General features: G+C 66.0%; 20 protein-coding genes and 1 tRNA gene. 11 read left to right on the top strand and 10 right to left on the bottom strand.

Translation table 11 applies throughout. The features are described 5' to 3' along the window. Positions 1-800 (top strand): cyclopropane-fatty-acyl-phospholipid synthase family protein (locus IT540_RS05160; RefSeq protein ID WP_291174160.1); only part of this gene is annotated, 800 nt, incomplete at its 5' end. A 72-nt stretch (positions 801-872) separates the two neighbouring features. On the opposite strand, the gene IT540_RS05155 is transcribed toward IT540_RS05160, so the two are convergent. Beyond that, entirely contained in the window at positions 873-1,373 is a 501-nt protein-coding gene (locus IT540_RS05155) for a DUF2147 domain-containing protein (RefSeq protein WP_291174158.1), read from the bottom strand. Positions 1,374-1,509: 136 nt separating this feature from the next. On the opposite strand from IT540_RS05155, the gene hrpB reads away from it, so the two are divergent. Beyond that, positions 1,510-4,086, top strand: coding sequence for an ATP-dependent helicase HrpB (gene hrpB / locus IT540_RS05150; RefSeq protein WP_291174156.1), 2,577 nt, complete (start codon positions 1,510-1,512; stop codon positions 4,084-4,086). Positions 4,087-4,154: 68 nt separating this feature from the next. Here hrpB and IT540_RS05145 read toward each other — a convergent pair whose 3' ends face one another. Continuing rightward, on the bottom strand, positions 4,155-4,439 hold the full coding sequence (locus tag IT540_RS05145) for a hypothetical protein (protein WP_291174154.1): 285 nt from the start codon (positions 4,437-4,439) through the stop codon (positions 4,155-4,157). Between the two features lie 325 nt (positions 4,440-4,764). On the opposite strand from IT540_RS05145, the gene IT540_RS05140 reads away from it, so the two are divergent. Beyond that, a complete protein-coding gene (locus IT540_RS05140) occupies positions 4,765-4,941 on the top strand; it encodes a hypothetical protein (RefSeq protein WP_291174152.1) in 177 nt (58 codons plus the stop codon). A 393-nt stretch (positions 4,942-5,334) separates the two neighbouring features. On the opposite strand, the gene pabB is transcribed toward IT540_RS05140, so the two are convergent. Next, positions 5,335-7,188 carry an aminodeoxychorismate synthase component I gene (pabB, locus tag IT540_RS05135; RefSeq protein ID WP_291174150.1) on the bottom strand — a complete coding sequence of 618 codons (1,854 nt, stop codon included), beginning with the start codon at positions 7,186-7,188 and terminating at the stop codon, positions 5,335-5,337. Between the two features lie 339 nt (positions 7,189-7,527). Between pabB and IT540_RS05130 the strand changes: the two genes are divergently transcribed. Next, positions 7,528-7,604, top strand: a tRNA-Met gene (locus IT540_RS05130). A gap of 15 nt (positions 7,605-7,619) precedes the next feature. Here the strand turns inward: IT540_RS05130 and IT540_RS05125 are convergent. Further along, positions 7,620-8,849: a helix-turn-helix transcriptional regulator gene (locus IT540_RS05125; RefSeq protein WP_291174148.1), complete on the bottom strand. Its 1,230-nt coding sequence runs from the start codon at positions 8,847-8,849 to the stop codon at positions 7,620-7,622. Positions 8,850-9,073: 224 nt separating this feature from the next. Between IT540_RS05125 and IT540_RS05120 the strand changes: the two genes are divergently transcribed. Next, positions 9,074-11,356, top strand: a complete 2,283-nt coding sequence (locus IT540_RS05120) for a tetratricopeptide repeat protein (RefSeq protein ID WP_291174146.1) — start codon at positions 9,074-9,076, stop codon at positions 11,354-11,356. A 26-nt stretch (positions 11,357-11,382) separates the two neighbouring features. On the opposite strand, the gene IT540_RS05115 is transcribed toward IT540_RS05120, so the two are convergent. The 5 genes from IT540_RS05115 to IT540_RS05095 all read right to left on the bottom strand — a co-directional run bounded on the left by IT540_RS05115 (position 11,383) and on the right by IT540_RS05095 (position 17,729). Beyond that, on the bottom strand, positions 11,383-13,002 hold the full coding sequence (locus IT540_RS05115) for a pilus assembly protein TadG-related protein (protein ID WP_291174144.1): 1,620 nt from the start codon (positions 13,000-13,002) through the stop codon (positions 11,383-11,385). 81 nt (positions 13,003-13,083) lie between these two features. Next, complete coding sequence (locus IT540_RS05110; RefSeq protein ID WP_291174142.1) at positions 13,084-13,521, bottom strand: pilus assembly protein; 438 nt, start codon at positions 13,519-13,521, stop codon at positions 13,084-13,086. 234 nt (positions 13,522-13,755) lie between these two features. Next, the gene (locus tag IT540_RS05105; RefSeq protein ID WP_291174140.1) at positions 13,756-14,478 is read right to left on the bottom strand and encodes a GntR family transcriptional regulator; all 723 of its coding nucleotides are present in this window, start codon (positions 14,476-14,478) and stop codon (positions 13,756-13,758) included. A gap of 316 nt (positions 14,479-14,794) precedes the next feature. Continuing rightward, entirely contained in the window at positions 14,795-16,963 is a 2,169-nt protein-coding gene (locus IT540_RS05100; protein WP_291174138.1) for a DUF1217 domain-containing protein, read from the bottom strand. A 271-nt stretch (positions 16,964-17,234) separates the two neighbouring features. Continuing rightward, positions 17,235-17,729, bottom strand: a complete 495-nt coding sequence (locus IT540_RS05095) for a MarR family transcriptional regulator (protein WP_291174136.1) — start codon at positions 17,727-17,729, stop codon at positions 17,235-17,237. Between the two features lie 198 nt (positions 17,730-17,927). On the opposite strand from IT540_RS05095, the gene IT540_RS05090 reads away from it, so the two are divergent. From IT540_RS05090 to IT540_RS05075, 4 genes are all read left to right on the top strand, one after another. Continuing rightward, positions 17,928-18,950: a helix-turn-helix domain-containing protein gene (locus tag IT540_RS05090; protein ID WP_291174134.1), complete on the top strand. Its 1,023-nt coding sequence runs from the start codon at positions 17,928-17,930 to the stop codon at positions 18,948-18,950. Between the two features lie 94 nt (positions 18,951-19,044). Beyond that, positions 19,045-19,650, top strand: a complete 606-nt coding sequence (gene recR, locus IT540_RS05085; RefSeq protein ID WP_291174132.1) for a recombination mediator RecR — start codon at positions 19,045-19,047, stop codon at positions 19,648-19,650. A gap of 140 nt (positions 19,651-19,790) precedes the next feature. Next, positions 19,791-21,164, top strand: a complete 1,374-nt coding sequence (locus IT540_RS05080; RefSeq protein WP_291174129.1) for an MATE family efflux transporter — start codon at positions 19,791-19,793, stop codon at positions 21,162-21,164. 99 nt (positions 21,165-21,263) lie between these two features. Next, complete coding sequence (locus IT540_RS05075; protein WP_291174127.1) at positions 21,264-22,367, top strand: glycosyltransferase family 4 protein; 1,104 nt, start codon at positions 21,264-21,266, stop codon at positions 22,365-22,367. Positions 22,368-22,518: 151 nt separating this feature from the next. Here IT540_RS05075 and IT540_RS05070 read toward each other — a convergent pair whose 3' ends face one another. After that, positions 22,519-22,986, bottom strand: a complete 468-nt coding sequence (locus IT540_RS05070) for a RimK/LysX family protein (RefSeq protein ID WP_291174124.1) — start codon at positions 22,984-22,986, stop codon at positions 22,519-22,521. A 171-nt stretch (positions 22,987-23,157) separates the two neighbouring features. Between IT540_RS05070 and def the strand changes: the two genes are divergently transcribed. Together def and fmt are read left to right on the top strand one after the other, a co-directional pair. After that, positions 23,158-23,676, top strand: a complete 519-nt coding sequence (gene def, locus IT540_RS05065; protein ID WP_291174122.1) for a peptide deformylase — start codon at positions 23,158-23,160, stop codon at positions 23,674-23,676. Positions 23,677-23,724: 48 nt separating this feature from the next. Next, complete coding sequence (gene fmt, locus IT540_RS05060) at positions 23,725-24,675, top strand: methionyl-tRNA formyltransferase (protein WP_291174119.1); 951 nt, start codon at positions 23,725-23,727, stop codon at positions 24,673-24,675. The last annotated feature ends 63 nt before the right edge of the window (positions 24,676-24,738 follow it).

The raw sequence follows: 24,738 nt of genomic DNA, 5'->3' as shown, positions 1-24,738 counted from the left end.
TCTCCGACGACAACACGCTGGAGGAGGCGCAGCAAAACAAGCTGCGGCTCATCGCCTCGAAGCTCGACCTCAAGCCCGGCCAGAAGGTGCTCGACATCGGCTCCGGCTGGGGCGACATGGTGCTCTATCTCGCGCGCATGGCCGACATCAAGGCGGTCGGCGTCACGCTCTCCAAGGAGCAGTGCAAGCTCGCCAACGAGAAGGCCAAGCAGCTCGGCGTCGCAGACCGCGTCCGCTTCGAGCTGCGCGACTACCGCGACTTGACCGAGCGCTTCGACCGCATCGTCTCGGTCGGCATGTTCGAGCATGTGGGCGTGCACCACTACAACGAGTTCTTCGCCAAGGTGAACGACCTCCTCACCGACGACGGCGTCATGCTGCTGCACTCGATCGGTCACATGAGTCCGCCCGGCACCGCGAGCCCGTGGCTTCGGAAATACATCTTCCCGGGCGCCTACTCGCCGGCGCTGTCGGAGGTGTTCACGGCCGTGGAGCAGAACAGCCTCTGGGTCACTGATCTCGAGTTCCTGCGCCTGCACTACGCCAAGACGCTGGCGCACTGGGAGAGCCGCTTCCAGGCTAACCGCGCCAAGGTCGCCGAGATGTATGACGAGCGCTTCTGCCGCATGTGGGAGTTCTACCTGGTGAGCGCCGAGATGATGTTCCGCACCGGCAGCCAGCTCGTCTTCCACATGCAGCTTGCCAAGAAGCGCGACGCGGTTCCCATCGCGCGCGACTACATCACCGACACCCAGCGCGCCTACCGGAAGCTCGAATCCGAGCGCGGCATCGGCTCGTAGTCCCTTCTCCCCGTTCTTACGGGGAGACGGTTAGGATGAGGGGCAGGCACTTACCCACCCCTGGGTAGGGGCCTACTCCTTCGGCAGCGGCGGCGCGGGCGGCACCCCGTCGCGCTCGCAGTGGTACTGCGGCTTCGCCACCTTGCTCCACACCTCGGACGAGCCGAACAGCGGCAGGAACACGTAGCCGCGCACATCGATCTGTGTCGGGCTCAGCACCGTCGCATAGCCTTTGAAGCTCATGCCGAGATCGGGAACGTAGACATCACCGCCACCCCAGGTGCCGTCGGGCTGCTTTGTGAACCCTTCTATGACGCGCAGCCCACACACCTGGCGGTTCTGCAGCGCGGCATCCGGGTTGCGGTAGTCCTTGAGCGGCTTGCGGTCCGGACCGTAGGGCAGCCGCAGCCAGACCACCTTCGCGCACATCGCCGCGCCGCACGACTCGACCTCGAGCACCACCTCGCCGTGCGAGTCCATCCAGAAGCCGTCGAGCTCGGTGGCGCGCACCGCCCCCGCACCGGCGCAAATTCCCGCACCCATGAGAAGGAGCGATACTGCGAAGCGAAGCATGAGAACCGTCCCCGCAAGTGACCGGCCCGCCCCCGGGCCTTCCGAGAGAGCGGGTATCGGCCACGAGCGCGGTATTGTAAAGGCGGCGCGGCAAGGCCCCTCTCATTCGGAGTGACGGCGTGCTAAGCCCGCCACGATGACCCACACGGCCGACCCGAAATCCCTACGGGCATTCGCGCCCGCGCGGCCCATCGACGACGTGCTCGCGCCCCTCGCCGCGGCACTCGCGAAGAGGCCGGCGGCCGTGCTCGTCGCGCCGCCCGGCGCCGGTAAGACGACTCGCGTGCCGCTCGCCCTCCTGGACGCACCTTGGCGCAGAGACGGCAAGATCCTGCTGCTGGAGCCGCGCCGCCTCGCCGCCCGTGGCGCAGCGAGACGCATGGCAGCGACCCTCGGCGAGGAGGTCGGCGAGACCGTCGGCCTGCGCGCCCGACTTGAGACCCGTGTGTCGCGGAAGACCCGCATCGAGGTGCTGACCGAAGGCGTTTTCACGCGCATGATCCTCGACGATCCGACGCTCGACGGCATTGCCGCCGTGCTGTTCGACGAGTTCCACGAGCGCTCTCTCGACGCCGACCTCGGACTCGCGCTCGCGCTCGACGCCCAGCGCAGCCTGCGCCATGACCTCCGCCTGCTCGTGATGTCGGCGACGCTGGCCGGCGACAAGGTCGCGGATATTCTCGGCGGCGCACCGGTGATCGCAAGCGAAGGAAAAAGCTTCCCCGTCGAGACTCGCTACCTCGGCCGCAGCCCCACGGCCCGCATCGAAGACCAGATGGCCGACGCCATCCAGAGCGCGCTGCGCGCCGAGCCGGGCTCGATCCTGGCGTTCCTGCCGGGCCAGGGCGAGATCCGCCGCACCGAGGAACGCCTGCACGAGCGTCTCGATCCCAAGGCCGCCATCATCGCCCCACTCTATGGCGCCCTCGACCGGCGCGAACAGGATCGCGCCATCGAACCCGCGCCGCCCGGCGAGCGAAAGGTCGTGCTCGCGACCTCCATTGCCGAGACCTCGCTGACCATCGAGGGCGTACGCGTCGTCATCGATTGCGGCGTCGCCCGCGTGCCGCGCTTCGATCCGGACGTCGGCGTCACCCGCCTCGCCACCGTCCGCGTCTCCCGCGCCTCCGCCAACCAGCGCCGCGGCCGTGCTGGCCGCACCGAGCCCGGCGTCTGCTATCGCCTCTGGGACGAGGTCGAGACGGCGAGCCTCCCGGCCTTCGGCGAGCCCGAGATCCGCTCGGCCGATCTCGCGCCGCTTGTGCTCGATTGCGCCGAATGGGGCGTGACCGATCCTCGCGCGCTCACCTGGCTCGATCCCCCGACACCCGCGGCCCTCGATGCGGCACGTGGGGAGCTGGACGCGCTCGGCGCACTCGACGCCGCCGGCCGCCTGACCGAGACCGGCCGCCGCCTGCGTGCGCTTCCGCTGCCGCCGCGCCTCGCCGCCATGCTGATCAGGGCGGCGGAGATCGGAGCCCAGTCCGCAGCGGCCGAGATCGCCGCCGTGCTCGTGGAGCGTGGCCTCGGCGGCAACGACACGTCGCTCGATCATCGCCTGGACGCCTTCCGCCGCGACCGCTCCCGCCGCGCCACCGACATGCGCCGCCTCGCCGAGGGCTGGGCAAAGTCAGCCTCCCTCTCCCCGTCCTTGCGGGGAGAAGGGCAGCAACAGCCCGCAGCGCGAGCTTCCGCCCCTCACCTAAGCCCCCTCTCCGCAAAAGCGGGGAGAGGGGACGCGACGACCGCCGCCCTCCTCGCCCTCGCCTATCCTGAGCGCATCGCCAAGACCCGCGGCGCAGGCGGCCAGTACCTTCTCGCCAACGGCCGCGGCGCCAGCCTCGATGCGACCGACGCGCTCGCCCGAGCGCCGTTCCTCGTCGTGGCGGAGATGCAGGGCACGACCGCCGCGACGCGCATCGTGCTCGCCGCCGCGACCAGCGAGGCCGAGGTCATCCGCATCGCCGGCGACCGCATCGTTGCCACCGACGAGATCTCCTTCGACCGGGAAGCGGCGGCCGTCCGCGCCCGCCGCGTGCGTCGCCTCGGAGCCATCGCGCTCACGAGCGAGCCTCGTCCGGCTGACCCCGATCATCCCGAGACCGAAACCGCTCTCGCCGCGGGCCTCGCAGCGCTCGGCGCTGCGCGGCTGCCCTGGAGCAAGGCCCAGCTCCAGCTTCGCGACCGGGTAGCGTTCCTGCGTGATGCCGGCGGCAATGGCGACTGGCCGGACCTGTCCGACGACGCTCTCACCGCAACGTTGTCGGATTGGCTCGGCCCCTATCTCACCGGGAAGACGCGCCTTGCCGACGTCTCCGCTGACGACCTCGGCCAGGCGCTCGACACGCTGATTCCCTGGCCGATGAAGCGCCGGCTCGACGAGGAAGCGCCGACCCATTTCGAGGCCCCGACGGGCAACCGCCATGCCATCGATTACGAAGGGGCCGGTGCGCCGGCACTCCACATCCGCGTGCAGGAGCTGTTCGGTCTCAAGACGCACCCTGCCATCGCAGGAGGCCGGCTGCCGCTCACGTTGCATCTGCTGTCACCGGCCCACCGCCCGATTCAGATCACACGCGACCTGCCGGGCTTCTGGCGCGGATCATGGGCGGCCGTGAAAGCCGAGATGAAGGGCCGCTATCCGCGCCACCCCTGGCCGGACGACCCGGCGAGCGCGGCGCCCACCGCGCGCGCCAAGCCGCGCGGCACATAGTCGAACCTTATCGGGAACGGACAACGCGACAGCGATACATGAAACGGATCGCGCTTCCTTGCGCCGCACTATTTTCCGGCGGCCGCGGCTGCGGCGGCCGCCCGGCGCTGCGCGACCTCGGCAGCAGAAACCTCGCCTTCCGCGACCAGCGCATTGACACAGCTCGGGGTGAGCTTGGCACCGGCCTTCCGCATGCACGCCCTGAGCTCCGGCGTACCCAACCTGTGCAAATGGCAATGGTCGAAATAGTCGTTGGCGCAGAACTTCCTGACCTTCGGACCGTAGGCCATTGCGCTCGCGGGTGCGAGAAGCCAGGCGGCAAGAACGATGGCAACCGGGCACACACGTAGCATGGCAATCTCCTCACTTGCAGCCGGTGCTCTAGGATCCGTTGGCACCCGGCCGAAAATCACGGGCCGAACCTTTGTTTTAGGGCCGCCTGCCCTCTTTCCAACTGTTCTAGAAAACCATGGATAACGCGGTGATTCCAAGGGACAAAACAGCGCTCCCTGGAAAGGGTTCCAACATTGGACCGTGGACACGTCGCGACTGTGGCCGCGAAGCCCAAGCCACGGCCGGCGTCGGCTGCTATAAGCCCGGATGCGTCGGGCGAATCGCGCCTTGCCAGGCATGCCGATGAACCCGCATCGACGTCGAGGCCTTGAGGGGAGAACGACCATGGCACTGAAAGCACCCGGCATCCTGACCTACATGCTGTCGGTCATCCTTACGGTGCTCGCACTGGTCACATATTTCTTCGGCGCCTCAATTCCTTACATCACAGGTCAAGAATTCTGGGTGCTCGTCGTGGCCCAGTTCGTTCTCGTCTTCGGCTGCATCATGCGCGGGCTTTGAGGACATGCGGAAGCGGCCCGCGACCGGGCTTCCACGGCGCTCTCGCTACGCCGGAGATTCCGGCTTGATTAAGGTCGCCGCAGTGCACTGTGCCTATCTGTCGCGCGGCGTTCGAGGCTCTGGATACGGCGCGCTGGATTGCGCACATTGGCGCCCATGATGATACGCAAATTGCAGTCTGGCCCCTTCGCCGAGCGCGCGCGCCGATCGGTCCGTGAGATTATGCTTGCCGTTGCGTTGACCCTTGCGGCCCTGGTGTTCGTTGTCGCTGCCATTCACGGCCGCGTACCGGAAACGGCCTCCATCTCGACGTCGCAAACCAGCGTCGAAAATCGCGCAAACTAACCGTTGCGCCGCGGGCGTTCCTTTGCCGCCCGCCGATCCTGACCAAGATCAGGACAATGGCTTGACCGGCTCGGCTTTAACCAGCCCCCTCACCGAATTTCCGAGAAACACCGCATCTGCGCTAGCGAGGTCATCTAGTGTCAGCACGGCCTCGTGCGCCTTGCCGCTGGCGATCAACGTACTACGCAACACGCCCGGCAGGAGCCCGCTCGAAAGCGGCGGCGTAACGAGCCTCCCGTCCCGCTCCAAGAATACGTTGGTCCGGCTTCCCTCCGCCAGCTCGCCGCGCTCATTGAGATAGAGCACCTCGTCCGCCTTGAGCGTCTCGGCATAGTGTTGCCACTCACGGTCATAGAGCTCGCGTCGCGTCGTCTTGTGGAACAGGAACGCATTGCTGCTATCGAGCCGCGTGTCCGAGATCACATAGCGCATGACCGATTCCGGCGCCTGGGCCGGCTGCTCGGCGACCGTGATCGTGAGCGCCCCGTCCTCCGCCAGCGTGAGGCGTATGCGGAGCCGCTGGCCCGCTCGCTCCGCCACCGCGCTGTCGAGCGCCGCCCGTACCTTGGCCTCGTCATAGGCATAGCCGAAGTAAGCCGCCGACGCCGCGAGCCGCTGGAGATGACCCGCGAGCAGCCAATAGCCCGACCCCGGCTCATAGAGCAGCGTCTCGATCAGCTCGAAGCTCTTCGGCGGGTCGGTGAGGAACTTCATCTTGAGCAGGCACTCGGCATATTCCTTGGCGCCGACGGAGTCGTAGACCACGCCGGACCCGATCCCCATCTCGCCCTGCCCGCCGCGGAAGATGACGGGAGTCCGTATGGCCACGTTGAACAGCGCCTCGCCCGTGGGCGTGATGTGTCCGATGCCACCACAATAGACGCCGCGCGGCTCCGTCTCGTAGTCGCGGATCAGCTCCATGGCACGGATCTTCGGCGCCCCGATCACTGACCCCGGCGGGAAGATGGCGCGGATGAGATCGGCGAGCCCGACGCCTTCCTTGAGCGTCGCGCGCACCCCCGACGTCATCTGGTGCAACGTGCGGAACGTCTCGACGGTGAAAAGGTCCGTGACCTCGACGCTGCCGACATCCGCGATACGCCCGAGATCGTTGCGCATCAGATCGACGATCATGAGGTTCTCGGCCCGCTGCTTCACGTCGCTCGAGAGCACGCGGCGGGCGTCCGCATCCGCCTCTGGCGTGCCGGCTCGCGGCGCCGTGCCCTTCATCGGCCGCGTGGAGACGACGCGGTCGTTCTTCTCGATGAACAGCTCCGGGCTGGCCGACAGCACGGTCACCTCGCCCGTGTCGACGATGCCGGCATAGGCCACGCGCTGACGCTGGCGCATGTCGCGGTAGAACGTGAGCGGCGAGCCTTCGAGGCGGAAGCGCGCCTTGAACGTGAGGTTGAGCTGATAGATGTCGCCGGCGCGGATCTTGTCCTGCACGGCGGAGAAGCGGGCCTCGTACTCGGCCTGGCTCCAGGCGCAGGTGACCGACGTGAACTGGTACGACCCGCTGCGAGTGTGCGTCGCGAGCCAATGGTCAACCTCGCGCTCGCTCATCTCGCGCGGCGCGCGGTAGAGCCCGAACCACAGCAGCGGCACACTGCGTCCCTCCGGCAGCAGGTCGCGGATCTTGGGCTCGAGCACGTAGCCGAGCTCATAGGCGAGAAAGCCAGCCGCGTGATGCCCCGCCGCCGTGCCGGCCTCGAGCCGTGCCAGGGCAGCCGGCACCTCGTCCGGCGTGACCGCCGATATGATCTCCAGGGGCTCCGAGAAGAGGAGGGACGGTGCCCCGCGCCCTGAGCTGTTGTCGAGAAGAACGAACGTTTCCTCGAGGCCCGCCCCCGTGCACTTCGCCTGGGCGCGGTTGGCTCGTTTGGGGTCGGCGGCGGTCATGCGTGCGGGATCTCGTCTTGAGCGCTTCCAGTGAGCATATACGAAAGTAACTAGGCCATAGTGCAAGGCGCGCCCGCAAAAAAAAGCCGCGGATGACATTGCCCGTGGGTAATCCGCGGGTTCGCCGCAGGGACGCTCCCGGGTGGGGTTCACAAACCCGAAAATCGTGCTATAGACCTCGCCGAGCCGCCCAGCCGGCGGCTCCTTCGAACGGGCCGGTCCATGTCAAGGACAAGGCGGCCCTGATCAGCCCCAACACCAGACGGTGGCCGGATCGTTCGAACGACGTGACAGGCTTCCCCATTGGATGCCGGTCAGGTCGGAATTATGTGTCGGTATCGCGGGGTGGAGCAGCCCGGTAGCTCGTCAGGCTCATAACCTGAAGGTCATAGGTTCAAATCCTATCCCCGCAACCAACCCTTTAACCCCCTCTATTTCGAGCCGTTGCCGCCCTGAGCGCCGTCTGCCTTGACGAGGCCGATCGACGTGATTAGCCGCGTCAGCTCGGCTTGCCGGCTCGTGCCCGTCTTGGCGAACACCTTGCGCAGGTGCGTCTTGACCGTATTCGGCGACAGGTTGAGGGAGCCGGCCATCTCCGGGATGGAGCCGCCCGAGGCGGCCGCAAGGGCAACGCGGGCCTCGCCCGGCGTCAGACCATAGGCATCCGAGATCCACGCGACCGGGATGCCGGCGCGATTGGCGGGGTCCACGATAAGCAGCAGCACAGCAGCATCGCGCATTTCGATGTCGGCGAACCGACCGACATCGCGCCCGCGCACCGACGACACGATGAGCGTGACGAGATGCCCGTCCTGTGGCCGCGGAACGCTCATCGCCCCGGCCGCCGCCCCCCGCATCGCCGCGCCGATCATTGCGGCCAGTTGCTGCGAATGCGTGGGCGACCACGTCGAGATGGCGTCGTTGCGCAGGCGCAGCGCCCCGCCGTTCGCACCCTGGGCGCGGGCCGCCGCGTTGGCATAGACGACCCGCTCGTTGCGATCGAGAAGGACGATGCCCTCGGAAAGCCGATCCAGAACCTGCGCTTCGGCATTCTGCAGCGCGCGATAGGCCTCGACGCGAAACCCAAGCCGGATCGAGCGGCACAAATGCGGCACCAGCCACGCAAGGATCTTGCGCTCCTCCTCTCCGAACGGCCCCTGGCTCGCGCTCCGGCAGATGTTGAAGGCCGCGCGGAAGTCGTCCTTGGCCGCAAGCGGGATCATCGCGTTATGGTGCGAGTCTTGCGGCAGCAGCACCTCATCGAAAAAGGATGTCCGGCGCAGATCCTTGAGGTCGTAGATCTCGTCCGAGAAGACGACCTTGCCGACCGGCTTGTCCCACATCAGCAGCGACCACGGATTGCGCATGTGCCGCGCGCCGTAGATCTCGTTGTAGAGAGGGTCGCAGCGTCCGTTGTAGGCGAAGTGGAGGTCTTCGCCCTTGCCCAGGGACTGGCCGAACAGCACGCCGCACTGGCTGCCGGTCACGTCGGCGATCTCGCCGAGCACGGTGTGCCACAGCTCGCGCTCGGCGGCGGCATCGTAGATGAGATCCAGAAGCCTGTCGGCGCGCTTGCCCGAGAAACCCTTCCCCGAGTAACCCATGCCCCGAACCTCGTGCTCGTCGGCAGCCGCGCGTAACGCCTTCCGCAGCGCACTCACGCTTCATCAGCCTAATGATGCAATGCGACAGACGCAATAATCCGTCTCACCCGAGTGGGTGACGCGGCGCATGTGGGCCGATGGTATGCTGCCTGAATATCACAGGCGGCTGCACACCTTAGAAACTCAGCGAGCATTTCCGCCCGAGCCCCGGGCCGTTGCTGCTTGTGCGAATGGCCGGGCCCCGCCCGGACTTGTCCCGCTCGACAGGGAGCACGAGGTTCATGAGGGCAGTTGCCGCGGCACGCGCCGCCTTGTTTTGTCTCGCCACTTTCTTGATTGTCACCGACGCCAACGCCGATGCCGTCACGGATTGCAGCTCGTCACCCGATCCTGACCAGCGCATCAAGGGCTGCACCTCCCTGATCAACGGTAAGAAGCTCGCCAAGAAGGGGCTTGCCGTCGCCTACGCGCAGCGAGCCATCGCCTACTACGAGAAGAAGGACAACGAAAAGGCGTTGGCCGACGCAACCAAGTGCACGGAGCTCGATCCCAAGTTTGCGCTGTGCTGGCTGACAAGAGCCGGCCTGCTCGACCAAAACTTCAAGTTCGACGACGCGCTCGCGGCATACGCTCAGTACTTGAAGTTGATACCGCTCGATGCGAAGCGCTGCGACGCGCTCATGGAAAAGGCGAACGCCCACTTCAGAAAAATCTTCTGGGGTCAAGTCTTCGACAACGTCAAGGAACTCGGCGGAAAAGAGGTACCCAAGGACGCCCCCATCCCGGACATGACGCCGGAACAGAAGAAGCAGCGCGAGAAGGAGCTGGGAGAGGCGGTCCTCAACTTGAGCGAGTGCATTCTCCTGGACCCCAAGCGCGACGACGCCTACTTGCAGCGGGGCCAGTATCTCAATCAGCTAGGCCGGCACGACGAGGGCTATGCGGACTACGCCCAAGCCTATGCGATCAATCCGAACAACACCGACGCATTGAGCTACCTGGCAACGGGCGCGTTCAATCGCGGCGAGCACACCCGCGCCCTAGAGCTCACGGAAAAGTTGATGAAGCTCGATCCCGACGCCCTGGGCACTCAGGAGATGTACGCTCTCACATTGGAGAAGCTCGGCCGCAAGGACGAAGCGGACAAGCTAAAGAAGCTCGTCGACGCGAAGCGAACCTGCAGCAAAGCCGGCGACAAATCCGAACTCCAGGCGAGTGACTACGACGCTACGGCCGCCGGTTGCACGATCATCATCGAAACACCGGACGCCGAGACGAAGTGGCATCGCGCCGCCTACGAGCTGCGGGCGACGATCCGCACCAAGCAGCGCAAATACGCCGAAGCCGTCCAGGACTACACGCGCTGCATCGAGCTCGCGGACAACGACAAGTCCAAGGCGTTCTATCACCAGGAGCGCGGCGCCAATCTGTGGCTGCAGGGACAGCCGCAGGAGGCCATCAAGGATCTCGACGAGGCGCTGCGAGTTACCCCGGGAGAGGCGCGCGCCATCGAGCTACGCGGGTATGCGCATTATAAGGCCGGCAACATGGCCAAGGCCGAGGAGGATCTGAAGCAGGCCGTCCTCGTGAATCCGAACAACCACGCCGCCTACGCATACCTGGGCGACCTCGAATACAACCGCAGCAACTTCGACGCGGCGGCCAAATACTATTCCAAAGCCATCGAGATCAATCCGAAGTTCGCTGCCGCTATCCAGGCGCGCGGATCGTGCTACGAAAAGCTCGGCAGCAAGGACGAGGCCATGGCGGACTATCGCAAGGCCCTCGAGCTGGATTCCACGCTCGCCGTAAGCATCGCCGGATTGAAGCGGCTCGAGGAAGCGACGCTGCCGCCAGCGGTATCCGAGGCCAAGGCACAGTGCGATGCCGCCCTGACGGCCCTGGACCAGGGCCAGCAGGTGGACTTCGACCAGGGCATCAAGAGCTGCACGGCCGTCATCGACTCGGGGAGCGCAAGTCCGGCGATCCTCGCCTCCGTCCACGAGGCGCGGGGCGAGTTCCATACGCGGAAGCAGAACTTTGAGGCGGCCATCGCCGACTTCACGCGCTGCCTTGAGCTCGCGGGCAATAGTGATAGGAGCGACTACTTCTACCAGCAGCGCGCCTACAGTCTTATAAGTCTCGGCCAATACGACCGCGGCATCGCCGACCTGGAGCTGGTTCTGAAGAAGAAGCCGGATGACGCGCGCAGTATCGAGATGCGTGGATTCGCCTATTTTCAGCTCAACCAGCTCGACAACGCGAAAGCTGATTTCACCCGGGTCGTTCAGCTCGAACCGAGCAACAGCAACGCTCACATGGGACTTGGAGATGCGGAACGTCTTGGCAAGAAGTGCGATGCCGCGCTCCCGCACTACAACAAGGCGATCGAGCTCGCCCCCGGCGGCATGAGCGGATATTTCATCCGCGCCCTGTGCCTCGAGGAGCTCGGGCGCAAGGACGAGGCGGTCGCCGACCATCGCAAGGCACTTGAGCTAAACCCGGGACTGCCCGAAAGCACGGAAGCGCTAAAGCGGCTCGGAGCGACGGCTCAGGCACCTTAACGTACCTGCCGAAATTCGGAGGCACGCTATCCCGCCAGCACGGCACTGCCGCAGCGGATCCCGTTGACCCGCACGTCCACCTCTCCGAGGCCGAGACCGACAGCCTTGAGCACGCCGCCGACGATGGGATCCAGCAGCGCCGCCACGGGCGTCAAAATCCCCTTGAGCAGCGTCTTAATCGCCGGCGGCGTGAGACCGAGCCCGAGGCCCAAGACCTGCACGTCCAGGCTGAGCGAGTCGACGAGGCTCGTGACCAGAGACGCCGTATAGTCGCGCACCTGTGCGGTCTTGACGACATGCTGATCCACGTCGCTCTGCGTGAAACTGAGGTCGCTCGACGCGGCATTGCTCATCTCCGTGTACGCGCTCGCCGTCGCCTTGAGCAGCAGCGGCACCTGCACAAGCGTCGCCGCCGACACGTGAGGGCTCGAGCCGAAGAGCGAAAGCCCGCCTGGCGCGACATCACCGACCCACGCCCGCACGGCAGCAGGCCGCGCCTCGATGACGGCCTCGGTGCTCCCGCCCTGCGCGATCCCGCACGCGAGATCCTTGAGCCTCGCTTCCGCGCTCGCAACCTCGATGTAGAGAGGCAGCCGCACGCGCACGCCGGCGAGGAGTCCGCTTCCACCGACCTCGGCCACGAGGCGCAGCCGGGTCTGCGCGGTGCGCACGCTCGCACCGGGCTGTCCGACCGACACCCAGCCGGACGACTGCGCTCCCTCGCCGATGGCGAGATCGAGCTTCACGCTGAGCAGACCCGGCAACGCCACTCCGAGATCGACCGCAACCTGACTGCCCCCGTTGGCTAGGGAGGCCGCGGCCGTGATGAGCGACATCAGGCCAAGATCGGCATCGAGCCCCGCATGCGGCTGGCCGATCGCAACGTTGGCGAGCGGTCCGAGGTCGACGAGCTGGCTGAGCGGCAGCGTAGCCGTCGCCGAAACCTGGGACAGTAGCTTCCCCACGACCTGTGCCGCCTGCGCATCACCCCCGGATGCCGCCGCCTGCGCCGCAGCGCTCAGCACCGTTCCCACGGTGACGTCGGCGTTGAGCACGTCCCTGTACGTGCCGGCCGTCAGCCCCACATCCATCGCCAGCGCCGAGAGAAAGTCGAGGAGCAACACGTTCGCGTTGGCGAGCGCGTTGTAGTCCATCAGGCTGAGATTGACGTTGCCGCCGAGCAGCGATCCGAGCAGCGCGTTGACGACCCCGCCGTTGAGAGACGCCAGCCGGCTGCCGATGGAGAACATGGCCAGCGCATCCGCCGTGCCGAGGGCCGAAACGGAGATTTCGGGCTCCGCCATGAACGATTTCGCGAAATAGAGCTGGCTCCCCGTCGCCACATGGAGGCGCACCGCGTTGAAGGGCTCCTGGCCGGCCGCGAACCGCGCGCCGGGCAGCACTTCGGGATCGGGCTCGTAGCGCCCCTTGATCACGGAGAGCGCGCGGACGTCGCCGAATCCGTTGGCCGCGAGTGTCGCGCGCGCCGCCGCCTCGGCGCGATCGAGATCCCGCGCTGCCGCGATCGCGGCGAGATCCGCCGCCCCCTGCACCGTGCGTCGCTCGAGATAGAGCGAGCCCATATCGATCGCGAGGGCGCAGAGACTCACGGCGATGGTGAGAAACAGCGTCAGCACAACACCCATGGAGCCGTCCCGCGAGCGGAACGCGCGCACCGCAAAGGAGCTGCAGCTCGTCGGCAAACCTGCTGGAAAGAACGGAAGCATTTAGTAGCCCCCGCGTTTGATGACTGCGACGCGCTCAATGGTTTTCGCGGGCAGCGGCACCAGCCCCGAGAGAATCCAGATCGGCAGATCCTCGGAGTTGAACGAAACCCTCACCTCGAACTGCGAAGGATCCACCGCAAGCGCCTGCGCCGCGACCGAAAGGCGATCGGCACGCAGAAGGGGATAGCTGCCGCCGCCGGCCGCGACATGGCTCTGGACGATGGAGGCGCGCTCCGCGTCGTTGATGCCGCCAACCGAGGCGCGGGCAGCATCCGCAGCGAGCTGCTGCACGGAATGGGCAGCTCCGAAGTACATGCCATAGGCGAGCAAACCACAAAGGAAGACGAGCGCCACAGGAAAGATGAGCGCAAACTCCACAGCCGACGCGCCGTCGCTCGCCGTCATGCTGCGCACCACTCTTCCGCCGACACGTCTCATCGCCGAGCCCTCCGTGGACATGGGGCACAGCCTAGGCAGCGGATCGTCAATTCGGCGTAAGAGACAGCCCAACCGCGCACGCACTTTCAGAAATGGGTGAGCGCGCCGCTAAAAACAAATAAGTCGTCATTCAGAGGAAACGGCTTTGTCATGCATTTCACATCGTATGGAGAATAGAGGCCGCAAACACACGGCGCTCGCCCATCGAATCGAAATGCTTCACGAAACAACCGTTCAGTTGAATCGCACGAGATACCGCTCGTTGCGCATGAAGCAGAGTGCGACTCGCCATTCGAGCGGATCCTCGTGGTCCGAGAAGATGACGCGATCGAGCCGCAGGAGCGGCGTCCCTTCCGCGACACCGAGGTCGCTGGCACTTTGCGCGGTCGCGAGCGCGATATCGACCCGCTCGTCGGCGCGCCCCACCAGGATGGAATTGAGCTGGGCCAACGCCGACAGGCGGTAGCTGCCGAAGTCCTCCGGAAGCCGTGTGAAGAACTTCGCCGGCAGCAGGCACACTTCGGTCATGAATGTCTGGTCCAGGTGATCGCGCAGCCGCTCGACGCGGATCAGCTCGTCCCCGCGGCGCACGCCTAGCCGCGCGGCCTCCTCGACGCTCGCCTGCACGCGCGAGATCGATCGCCCGCGCTTGTGGCCGGAGATGCGCTGGCCTTCGGAGTCGTGGAACATGGAGAATGGGAACGTGGTCTCGGCGGACGCATAGTCATTGACGAACGTGCCGCGCCCTTGCCGGCGCGTGACGATGCGCTCGACCTCCATCAGATCGAGCGCCTTGCGCACGGTGCCGATGCTGATACCGAGCTGCTGTGCGAGCTGTGTCTCGTTCGGGAGCGTCGCCCCTGGCTTCCAGTGACCGACGATAATCCGCTGCACCAGCACGTCGCGGACCTGCAAATAGAGCGGCCGCGCCGCGAGACGAGTCTCCAGATCTGGCATGCGATGTCCCCCGAGCCTTGATGACGAGATCCGCACGAGACTGGGTCGCGAGTTCGAAGCAACGCAGAACGCAGCGAGCGACCCTCGCGCTCGTCGCAAAAGTTCTACGGGTGAGAAAACTTTTATGCAACCATAAATTGCATATCTACGCTGCAGCCCTATAAGCAATTGGGGAAATTGCTCAAAACACTGATTGATAGCGAACAGTTGATAGCGATCTGCAGGATAGGGTTTGCGCGATGGAGGAATGCGCGATGCGGCACACAGAGAGATGCCGCGCGCGGCATGCGGCCCTCGTATCAAGAGCGCGCGGGCTCTAGATGCGCACCTTCACGGACTGAATGCTGGAGAGCAGATCCTGGCCGATGCCAAGCCCCTCCTGTCCGAGCAGTAGCGAGGGGATCGAGGTCGTCGACTGCGGATTCTGGATGTCGTAGAGCGCCGCGAACCGGGCCAGGAACTTCTCCACCTTGGCCGGGTCCTTGAAATCCTCGAGGTTGATGCGGCTCGAGATCATCTTGGCGAGCACGTCCACGTCGGCCTGCGCCGCCGTATCCGGCAACCCGAGCGACGTCATCACCACCTCGAGCAGCGCCTTGTCGGCCAGGATGCTGTAGGCCGACTGGATGCTCGACGCCTTGCGCTGGAAGTAGAGGGCAAGGCGCACGCCAGCATTCTGATCGCCGGCCGTCTGCTCCATGGTCTGACGTATATAGAGATCCTGCGTGTTCGCGAGCACATTTGGATCCTGGACCTGACCGACCGCTATGCGTTTCGCCGTGCCGTCGGTCGCGAAGTTGAAGGCGCCCGCAAGCTCGCGGAACCGCGAGTTGCTTGCCAGATTGACGAAGCTTTTCGGGTCGTCGACATCGCTGGTCAGAATCTGCCGCCACATGCCGTCCGAGATGGTCTCCTTCTCGAACCCGAAGGCTTTCTTGATGTAGGCCACGAGCCGTTTGTCAGCGAGCAGTTGGTCGACGGTCTCGATGTTGTCGATCGCCTCGCTGTAGTAGTCGCTTTCGACCTCGCCCGCCTCCTTCTGGTAGTCGTATGTCCCAAGGGTGGCGGTATAGCGGTCGATCGTTTCCGTTTTCACTGACGAGAACTGGGCGCGCAGCGGTCCCTGCGGCAGCCCATCGGATCCAAAGTTGAAAGCGGACGCCAGGGTGACATAGCGCTCGTCGCGCAGCCGCCGGACAAAGCCGAATGGATCGTTCGGATCGCTGGTCAGCACCTGCCGGATCTTGCTCTTCGATTCCTCGTTGGGGTCGAGTCCGAACGCTCGCATCACGTAGGTGTAGGCCCGCTGGTCGTTGAGCAGGTCGTCGACGGTGAAGATGAGCCCGATCGAGCGCTTATAGTCGCTCGTGTGCAGAGTCTCGGAGTCGAGCGCCTTCGCTTGGTAGTTGGCATGATAGTCGTCGACCAGACCATTGAGCTGCGCGGTGGTCTGGGCGGGAACCCCGGCGTCGAGTGAGCCGTCGGTGTTGAAGTTGAACATCGCCGCGAGCTTCGCATACTCCGGCTTGGTGTTCGCATAGCTCGCGGGATCGTTGAGATCGCTGGTCAGGATATCGCGCACCATCTGCTTCGAGATCACGACCGGATCGATGCCGGCCGCGATCACCGCGTAGTCGCGCAAGAGATCGTTGTCGACGAGCTCGTCGACGGACGTGAGACTAGGCACCAGGCCCTTGTAGATGCCGGTGTTGAAAGCAGCGGCAGAGGCCGATGCACTGGCCCCGTTGACATCATAGTTGAGGTAGATGGTCTGCAGCATCTGCGATGCCGTTTGTGCTTCCCCGCCGGAGGCGACCGTGCCGTCGGCCTGAAACGAGAAGGCCGCCGCGAGCTTCTCGTACTTGGCGTAGTGGGGCGAGCCCGTGACGACGGAGAGATCGCCCGAGATCACGGACTTGATCGCCGCCTCGGAGGCGATGCTTGCGTCGATGCCGTAGGCCGTCAGCGCGAAATTGAATAGCCGCTCGTCGGCGACGAACTGGTCGGCCGACGTGATCGTCGCCATGCGCGCTTGGTAGTACTGAACCTCGGTCGCCACCGCCATGCCCTTGCGCAGGCGTTGCTCGGAATAGAGGCCGAGCACCTCGTCGAGGTCCGACTGATCCTGGACGACGGTCGTGCCGGCCGAGACGCCGCCCTCCGGCGTGAAGTTGAACGCCCGCGCGAATTCGAGGTAGCGCGAATCCACGAGCTTGCGCACGAAACTGTTCTCGTCGCTGAGATCGCTCTCGAGCACCTTGCGCATGAAGGCTTTGGCGTAGGTCATGTCCTCGAGCCCATACGCCTTCATGGCATAGGCGTAGAGGCGCTGATTGTTGAGGAAGTCGTCGACGGACGTGACCTTGCCGATGTTCTCCCGGTAGTAGCTCTGCTCGCGCGCGACCTGCGCATTGGCGAGCGTCCGCTGCACCGACTTGGCGATGTCGGCCGTGAACATGCGGTAGGAGAGGAACGTGGAAATCATCGCCGGCTTCCGATCGCGATCAGCCCTGCCCCACCTGCGGCGGCCGCGGCAGGAAAAGCCGCGAATCACGCCGACGGCTGCCCCGAGTGTTGCCGGCGCGACCTTATGTGAGCCTGCCCGCGCAACGCCCCCCCGATGGACACGGACGGAGCATGCGCCGTGGCCCCGCCGAGAGCGTGCACGGACGTGTTGCTGATGATCTTAGGAGCGAGGAGTAACGGGATGATTAATAAAAGGTAGAATAGGCCGGCGCGAGGCCGGCCTACGGAACCTACTTCCGCGCTTCGGCCTCGACGAAATGGCCGTTGCTGACCGGGCCGGCCGCAGGCGCGGCAGCACCGACGATCAAGCCGAGATTAACGAGGAACTCGTCCACGCGCTTGCCGTTGAGCGAGGACAGGAGCCGCTCCTCGATACGGCGCACGATGGGCGTCACGGTCTTGAACAGCCGCACGCCTTCTTCCGTGATCTTGACCTCGTAGGCCCGCGCGTCGTCCTTGTCGCGCTTGCGCTGGATGATGCCTTTCTTGAGCATCCGCCGCACGATATCGGCCATCGTCGAGCGGTCGATCCCCGTCGCATCGACGAGCTTGCTCTGGCTCATGCCCTCGGAATGGGCGAGCGCGAACAGCACCGCGTACTGGCGGGCCGTAAGATCGTAGCTCGACATCTCGGCCTGATAAATTTCCGTCACCACCTGGACGGCCCTATGGAAGAGATGCAGAGGCGACTGCCCCAGATCCGCTTCCGTTGAATTTCGCGTCATGGCTGCCCTGCCCCATCCTTTGCTCGCGAGGGTAGTTACCGAGGCACGGACTTCGCAGGTTTCCCAAACGGCCGAAAATCATCCGTCGACTCCTCAGTGGAGAAATTGTATTGAAATAGCAAAGGGCAACGCGGCGCTTGCACCACACGGCTCCAACTCTCGACTGACCGGGCACTTGCGCCGAAGACTGGCCAACGCATGATTTACTCGACCGAGGATGTCCACCCGAGGGAGCGGCTGAGCTACTGGCTCGAGGTCGCGACCCGGGGCTACGTCGAGCACGAGTTTCGCGCGGAGGATGCCAACACCTTCAGCGGTACCGTGGAAATTTCCGCCCTTCCCGGGGTAAGCCTGGCAACGTTCGACGCCGCGCCCGCTCACGTCCGCCGGTCCGAGCGCAGCGCGGCGCGCGCCGATAGCGGCGACGTCCTGATCGCCATGCAGCAGACAGGCGAAAGCCTGGTCTCCCAGGACGGCCACGATTCCGTGCTGCGCGGCCGCGGCATGTTTCTTGTCGACCCCCTGCGCCCGTTCAACATCGATCTCAAGACCTATTGCACGAGCATCGTCATTCGGGTGCCACGCACAACGCTGGAAGCGCGGCTAGGCAACTTCGCCGGCCTGACGGCCCGGCCCATCACGGCGGCCACCGGCGTCAGTGCACTGGCCATGGGGTTCCTCGAGCTGTTGCCGGACCAGGCCGGGAGGCTCGACGACGTCGCCGGTCTCAAGGTTGCAGAGCAGATGCTGGATCTCCTCGCGCTCGCCTTCACGGAGAGCCGGGGCGCCGCGCTTTCCTCGCCGCGAGCCGTCGCCCTGCTGCGGCTCAAGGGAACCGTGGAGCGCCTCCTGATCGAACCCGGCCTGAAACCCGAGCGGGTCGCGGCCGAGGCTGGCATTTCCGTGCGTTACGCCAATGCCCTGCTCGCCGAGGAGCACACATCGATCGAGCGCTACATCGCCGAGCGGCGGCTCGAGCGTTGCCGCGGCGCGCTGGACGACGTAGGCCACGCGCATCGCAGCATTAGCGAGATCGCGTTCAAATGGGGCTTCTCGGATCTGTCCCACTTCGGTCGTAGGTTCAAGGCGCGCTATGGCCTGACGCCGACCGAATACAAGCGCCGGGTCGGGCAGAGGATGGCCGAGCAGCCCCTCGTCCGGACGGACGGCGCCATCGAAGGCTTGACGCACGATACCCTCGTCGCGAGCGAGCACGCCTGATCAGCCCTCGGAGATCGGCCCTTTCGACAGTGTGACAACGCATGCCCGGCGTGCTTAGTTCTCCGGCGTTGAGTCCCAGCTCCAAGAACCCGAAATGTCGAAGAAAATAGCCGGCCCCGAGATCGAGCGGCTTGTTCAGCTCCTGGCGCGCCTTCCCGGTCTCGGCCCGCGCTCCGCCCGCAAGGCCGCGTTGGCCCTGCTCAAGAGGCGTGAGGATCTGCTCGTCCCGCTGTCGGAGGCTTTGGGCGTCGCTGTCCGCACTATCGTCGAATGCCCGACCTGCGGCAGTCTCGACACGGTCTCGCCGTGCACGATCTGCCGCGACGACCGCCGCGACCGCTCGACCATCGTCGTCGTCGAGGAGATGGGCGACCTCTGGGCGCTCGAGCGCGCGGCCGTGATCAACGCGCCCTATCACGTGCTCGGCGGCCATCTCTCGCCACTCGACGACATCGGGCCGGACCGCCTCAACCTCGCCAAGCTCATCGAGCGCGCCGCCGCAGGCGAGGTGAAGGAGGTCATTCTCGCCCTTAACGCCACGGTTGAAGGCCAATCGACTGCCCACTATCTGACGGAGCAGCTTGCCCCGACCGGCGTCGTCGTATCGCGCCTCGCCCAGGGCGTTCCCATCGGCGGCGAGCTGGACTACCTGGACGAAGGCACGCTGGCCGCCGCCATCAAGGCCCGCAAACGCATCTAGACCATGATCGCTTCGGACCCTATCAGTCCGAAGCGTGAATCATCGGTCTCATCAAATGGCTAGAGCGCGATCCCGGTTCAAACAAAGCTGATCGCGCTCTAGCTTCCCCCGCCGCCCGACAGCGGCCAACGAGGACCTCCATGGACGCCCGACCGGACGCGGCAGCGCTCTCTCACGCGCCACCGAAATTCGTGGTCGGCTCCCTGCTGCGCCACATCCTGGTCATGAGCGGCGCCGGCGGCGTCGGCCTCGGCGCGATCTTCCTGAGCGATCTCGCCAACATCGTCTTCCTGTCGTGGCTGAAGGATCAGGCCGTTCTGGCCGCCGTCGGCTACGCGAGCTCGATCCTGTTCTTCACCACCTCGATCGGCATCGGCCTCGCCATCGCCTCGAGCGCGCTCGTCTCTCGCGCGCTTGGCGCCCGGCGCCGGTTGCGCGCCTGCCGGCTCTCGGTCAACGCCCACCTCGCCAACCTCGTCGTCGGCGCGGTGACGGCGGTGGTCGTCCTCATCGCCATCCCGTGGCTCCTGACGCTGCTCGGCGCGACGGGGCGCACGCACGACCTTGCCGCGCGCTATCTCTACATCCTGACGCCCTCGATGCCCGCCCTCACGCTGGCCATGACGTCCGCGGCGGTGTTGCGCGCGGCGGGAGACGCACGCCGCGCCATGAACGTCACGCTCTACGGCGCGGTGGTGAACACCATCCTGGACCCGATCTTCATCATCCTCCTCGGCCTCGGCATCGACGGCGCAGCGTGGGCGACCGTCGCCGCCCGCCTCGCGTTCATGGCCGTTGGCCTCTACGGCGTGATCCGCGTGCACCGCCTGATCGCCCGCCCGCGCCTGCCGGCATTCGTGGCGGACGTGCCGGCCTTCACCGCCATCGCCGTGCCGGCGATCCTGACCAACGTCGCAACCCCGGTCTCGAACGCCTATGTCACGGCGGCCATCGCCACACACGGTGATGACGCGGTGGCCGGCTGGGCCATCATCGGCCGCATCCTGCCCGTGGCCTTCGGCGCCATCTACGCCCTCTCGTCCTCGATCGGTCCGATCATCGGACAGAACTACGGTGCCAACGAAAGCGCCCGCATGCGCGAAGCGTTCAGGCTCGCCCTCGGCGTCAACGTGGCCTTCACGGCCGCCGCCTGGATTCTGCTCGCGCTTCTGTCGCCGAGCCTGATCCGCGCCTTCGGCGCCACCGGCGAGGCCGCGACCCTGATCCACCTGTTCAACGTCTGGCTGGCGCCGCTGTTCGCCTTCATGGGCGCGCTGTTCGTCGTCAACGCCGTTTTCAACACGCTGGACTTCCCGCACTATGCGACGCTGCTCAACTGGGGCCGCGCCACCGTCGGCACCATCCCCCTCGTGCACCTCGGAAGCTGGCTCGCGGGCGCCGAGGGCGTGCTGACGGCGCACATGGCCGGCGGCATTCTGTTCGGCATCCTCGCGGTCTGGCTCTGCCTGCGCCTTTTCGACCGCCTCCTGGCGGAGGAGGAGCGCGCACTCTGAACCTGTGCATCCCATGCACCGCACAGGGCCCGCGTCCTTGTTGCCACCCGCGCGCCTGCGATAGGCTCCCGGCACGAATCGGCAGATCGGCCTCGCGCAGTGACTCACCCAGTCTCGGAACGGATCGCCCTTGTCGCGCCATCGGCGGAGGCGGCGGCCGTCCTGCGTCATGACCTCATCGAATGGCTGACGCACCAGGGCCACCGCGTGCTGTGCCTGACGCCGCCGGGACCGGGCCGATACGTGCTCGCCTTGCGCGGCATCGGTGCCCAGCACCGCGTCATCGACCCACCCCGCGCACGCTTTCGCATCCTCGACGACTGGCAGGAGATCGCGCACCTCGTCTCCCAGCTCAACGACTGGCAGCCCAACGTTGTGCTCACCTTCGGCCTGCGCACGCTGACGCTTGCTACCGTCGCCGCGCGCCGCGCCGGCGTTCGGCGTGTGGTAAGCCTCGTCAACGGACTGCCGAGCGACGGCATCGAAAGCGTCGGCCGCCGCCGCTTCGCCCACGCCATCCGCGCCAGCGACGCCGTGGTGTTCCACAACCGCGACAACCTCGCGACACTGACGCGGCTCGGCCTCGTGCCCGCGAACCTGGAGACGCTCGTCGTGCCGGGCAGCGGCGTCGACCTCAAGGCCTTTCCTTTCAAGCCTCTGCCACCGCTCGATGACGGACCGGTCTTCCTGATGCTGAGCCGTCTCGAGCGCCGCCGCGGCGTGCTGGAGTACAAGGCGGCAGCCGAGCGGCTGAAGGTGCTTTGGCCCAACGCGACGTTCCTCTTGGCCGGCCCCACGAGCAGCGAGCCCGATGCCGTTGCGCCCGAGGCCCTTTCCGCGAGCGGCGCCGTCGAATACCTCGGCCCCCTCGAGGACGTGCGCCCCGCGCTCGCCGCATGCCACGTCTTCGTCTATCCGTCCTATGGCGAAGGCATGCCGCGCGCTGCCCTCGAGGCGCTCGCGACGGGACGGCCGGTGGTGACCACGACCACGCCGGGCTGCGCCGATATCGTGGACGAGAAGGTCTCGGGCTGCCTCGTGCCAGCCGCCGACGCGGCATCCCTTGCCGTCGCCATGGAAAGCTACATCAACAATCCGGAGCAGCTCGCCGCGGGCTCACGCGCCGCGCGCCTCAAGGCCGAGCGCCGCTTCGACGTGAAGACCGTCAACGCCGCCCTCGCCCGCGTCCTCGGAGTCGCCTGACATCCCACGGATCTGGATGCCAGCCCGCGCCGGCAGGACGGAAATCGGTGGCAACCGATACGCCTATCTCAACGTCCCCCCGGCGCAGGCCGGGGTTGAGATCCGTCTCAAGGAAAGTTGCGAAAAATCCTCGGCGCGACCGGAGATGCTCTCAAGCCGACGCCCGATAGCGGCGTGTGCTGAGCTTCGGCAGCAGGAACGAGCGCGCGGGATCCACGAGCATGCCGGGCCGGATCGCCTGCCGCCCGAGCAGCATGCGGTGCGCCAGCCCCTCCCGGTTCGTAAGCCCGAGCTCGATTGGCCACGCGCGCCCGCCGACGCGGAGCGTTGTCGAGATAATGCACCGGCATTCCCGCTCGCCGCTCGAGCAGGTCACGTCCCGCGCGCCGACCAGATCGGCTTCGCACCACACGGCGAGCTCCGGTTCCTCCAGCAGCGGACGCACGAGGAACCGCGCCCGCGGCGCCGAGTCCGGGCCGAAGGTCTCGATGGACTCGGCATGGAGCGCCGACGTGCGCGCGCCCGTATCCACCTTCGCCTTGATGGCGAAAAGCCCAAGATCCGGCAGCGCCACCCATTCGCGGCGGCCGAGGATCAGAGGGTTGAGGTCATGCTTCATGCGCCGGTCTCTTGGAGCAGGCTCCGCAATATTACAGGATGTTACAATAGAGTTGACGGTGAATGCAGCGTGTTTCTAGGGGATTGGTAATAGTACGTAGTGTATTGCCGGAGGCCGCGCCGGCACGCGCCGCAGATTGACCCATGCGCCCGTCTTGCCTATTTCATGATCATGTCCGCCCTTCCGATCATCACGCTTCCTGACCCTCTGCTGCGCAAGGTTTCCAAGCCCGTGGAAACGGTCGACGCCGAGCTGTTGAAGCTCGCCGACGACATGCTGGAGACCATGTACGACGCGCCGGGCATCGGGCTTGCCGCCGTGCAGGTCGGCGTGCCGAAGCGCCTCATCGTGCTCGACGTTTCCGAGGACGACGACACGCCACGGCCCATGACGCTCATCAATCCCGAGGTCCTCAAGATCGACGGCGAGAGAACGCGCATGCACGAGGAAGGCTGCCTCTCGATCCCCGACTTTCGCCTCGAGATCGAGCGCCCGGCGAGCATCGTCGTGGGCTACCTCGACCGCGAGGGGAAGCCCCAGGAGCTCCCCGCCGAAGGGCTGCTCGCCACCGCGCTGCAGCACGAGATCGACCACTTGAACGGCAAGCTGATCATCGATTTCCTCTCCCGCCTGAAGCGCGATATCGTCGTGCGCAAGTTCAAGAAGATGGCGCGCGAAGCCTCAGCCTGACGTCGCGCCGCACGCATCACATAACGCCCGACGCGCCGAAAGGCTGCCATGTCCCTTAAGATCGTATTCATGGGAACACCGGACTTCTCGGTGCCGGCGCTGGAGGCGATTCACGCTGCGGGTCATGATGTTGCGGCCGTCTACGCCCAGCCGCCCCGCCCGGCCGGACGCGGCATGGCCCCGCGGCCCTCACCCGTCCACGCGAGGGCCGAGGCCCTCGGCATCCCCGTGCACACGCCGAAGTCTCTCAAGGATCCCGAGCAGCAGACCCTCTTCGCGGACCTGCGCGCCGATGCGGCCGTTGTCATCGCCTACGGCCTGATCCTGCCCTCGCCGGTCCTCGCCGCTCCGCGCCTCGGCTGCTTCAACGTGCATGCCTCCGCGCTGCCGCGCTGGCGCGGTGCAGCCCCGATCCAGCGCGCTATCATGGCCGGCGACACCGAGACCGCCGTCATGGTCATGCGCATGGAGGAAGGGCTGGACACCGGCCCCGTGGGGCTCGCCAAGCGGGTGCCCATCGGCCCCGACATGACCGCCGGAGAGCTGCATGACATCCTCGCGCGCCGCGGCGCGGAGCTCATCGTCGCCGCCCTGGCCGAGCTCGAGAACGGCACCTTCGATGCCGTGCCCCAGCCGGAGGACGGCGTCACCTACGCCGCGAAGATCGACAAGAAAGAAGCCGAGATCGACTTCGCTCGGCCCGCAGCCGAGGTCCACAACCACATCCGCGGCCTCTCGCCTTTTCCGGGCGCCTGGTTCGAAGCCGCGCCACCCGGCGGCAAGCCGGAGCGCATCAAGGTGCTGCACTCGACCCTAGGCGAAGGTCGCGGACTTCCTGGCGAGGTGCTCGACGACAGGCTCACCGTCGCCTGCGGCGAGGGCGCTGTCCGCCTGGTCGAGGTCCAGCGCGCCGGCAAGCGGGCCATGACGGCGGACGAGTTCCTGCGCGGATTCACCATGCCACGCGGCACGCGCATCGGGCAGCAAAACACCTATTAAGCATCGCGAGCGAACCGCGCTTCCGGAATGCACGTTGTCTCCTAAGGTCGGGGCCAAAGACCG

The sequence above is a fragment of the Hyphomicrobium sp. genome (genome assembly GCF_020852195.1).
Lineage (GTDB): Bacteria > Pseudomonadota > Alphaproteobacteria > Rhizobiales > Hyphomicrobiaceae > Hyphomicrobium_C.
The sequence above is the reverse complement of the archived record's forward strand: the minus strand, read 5'-3'. Positions and strand labels throughout refer to the sequence as shown.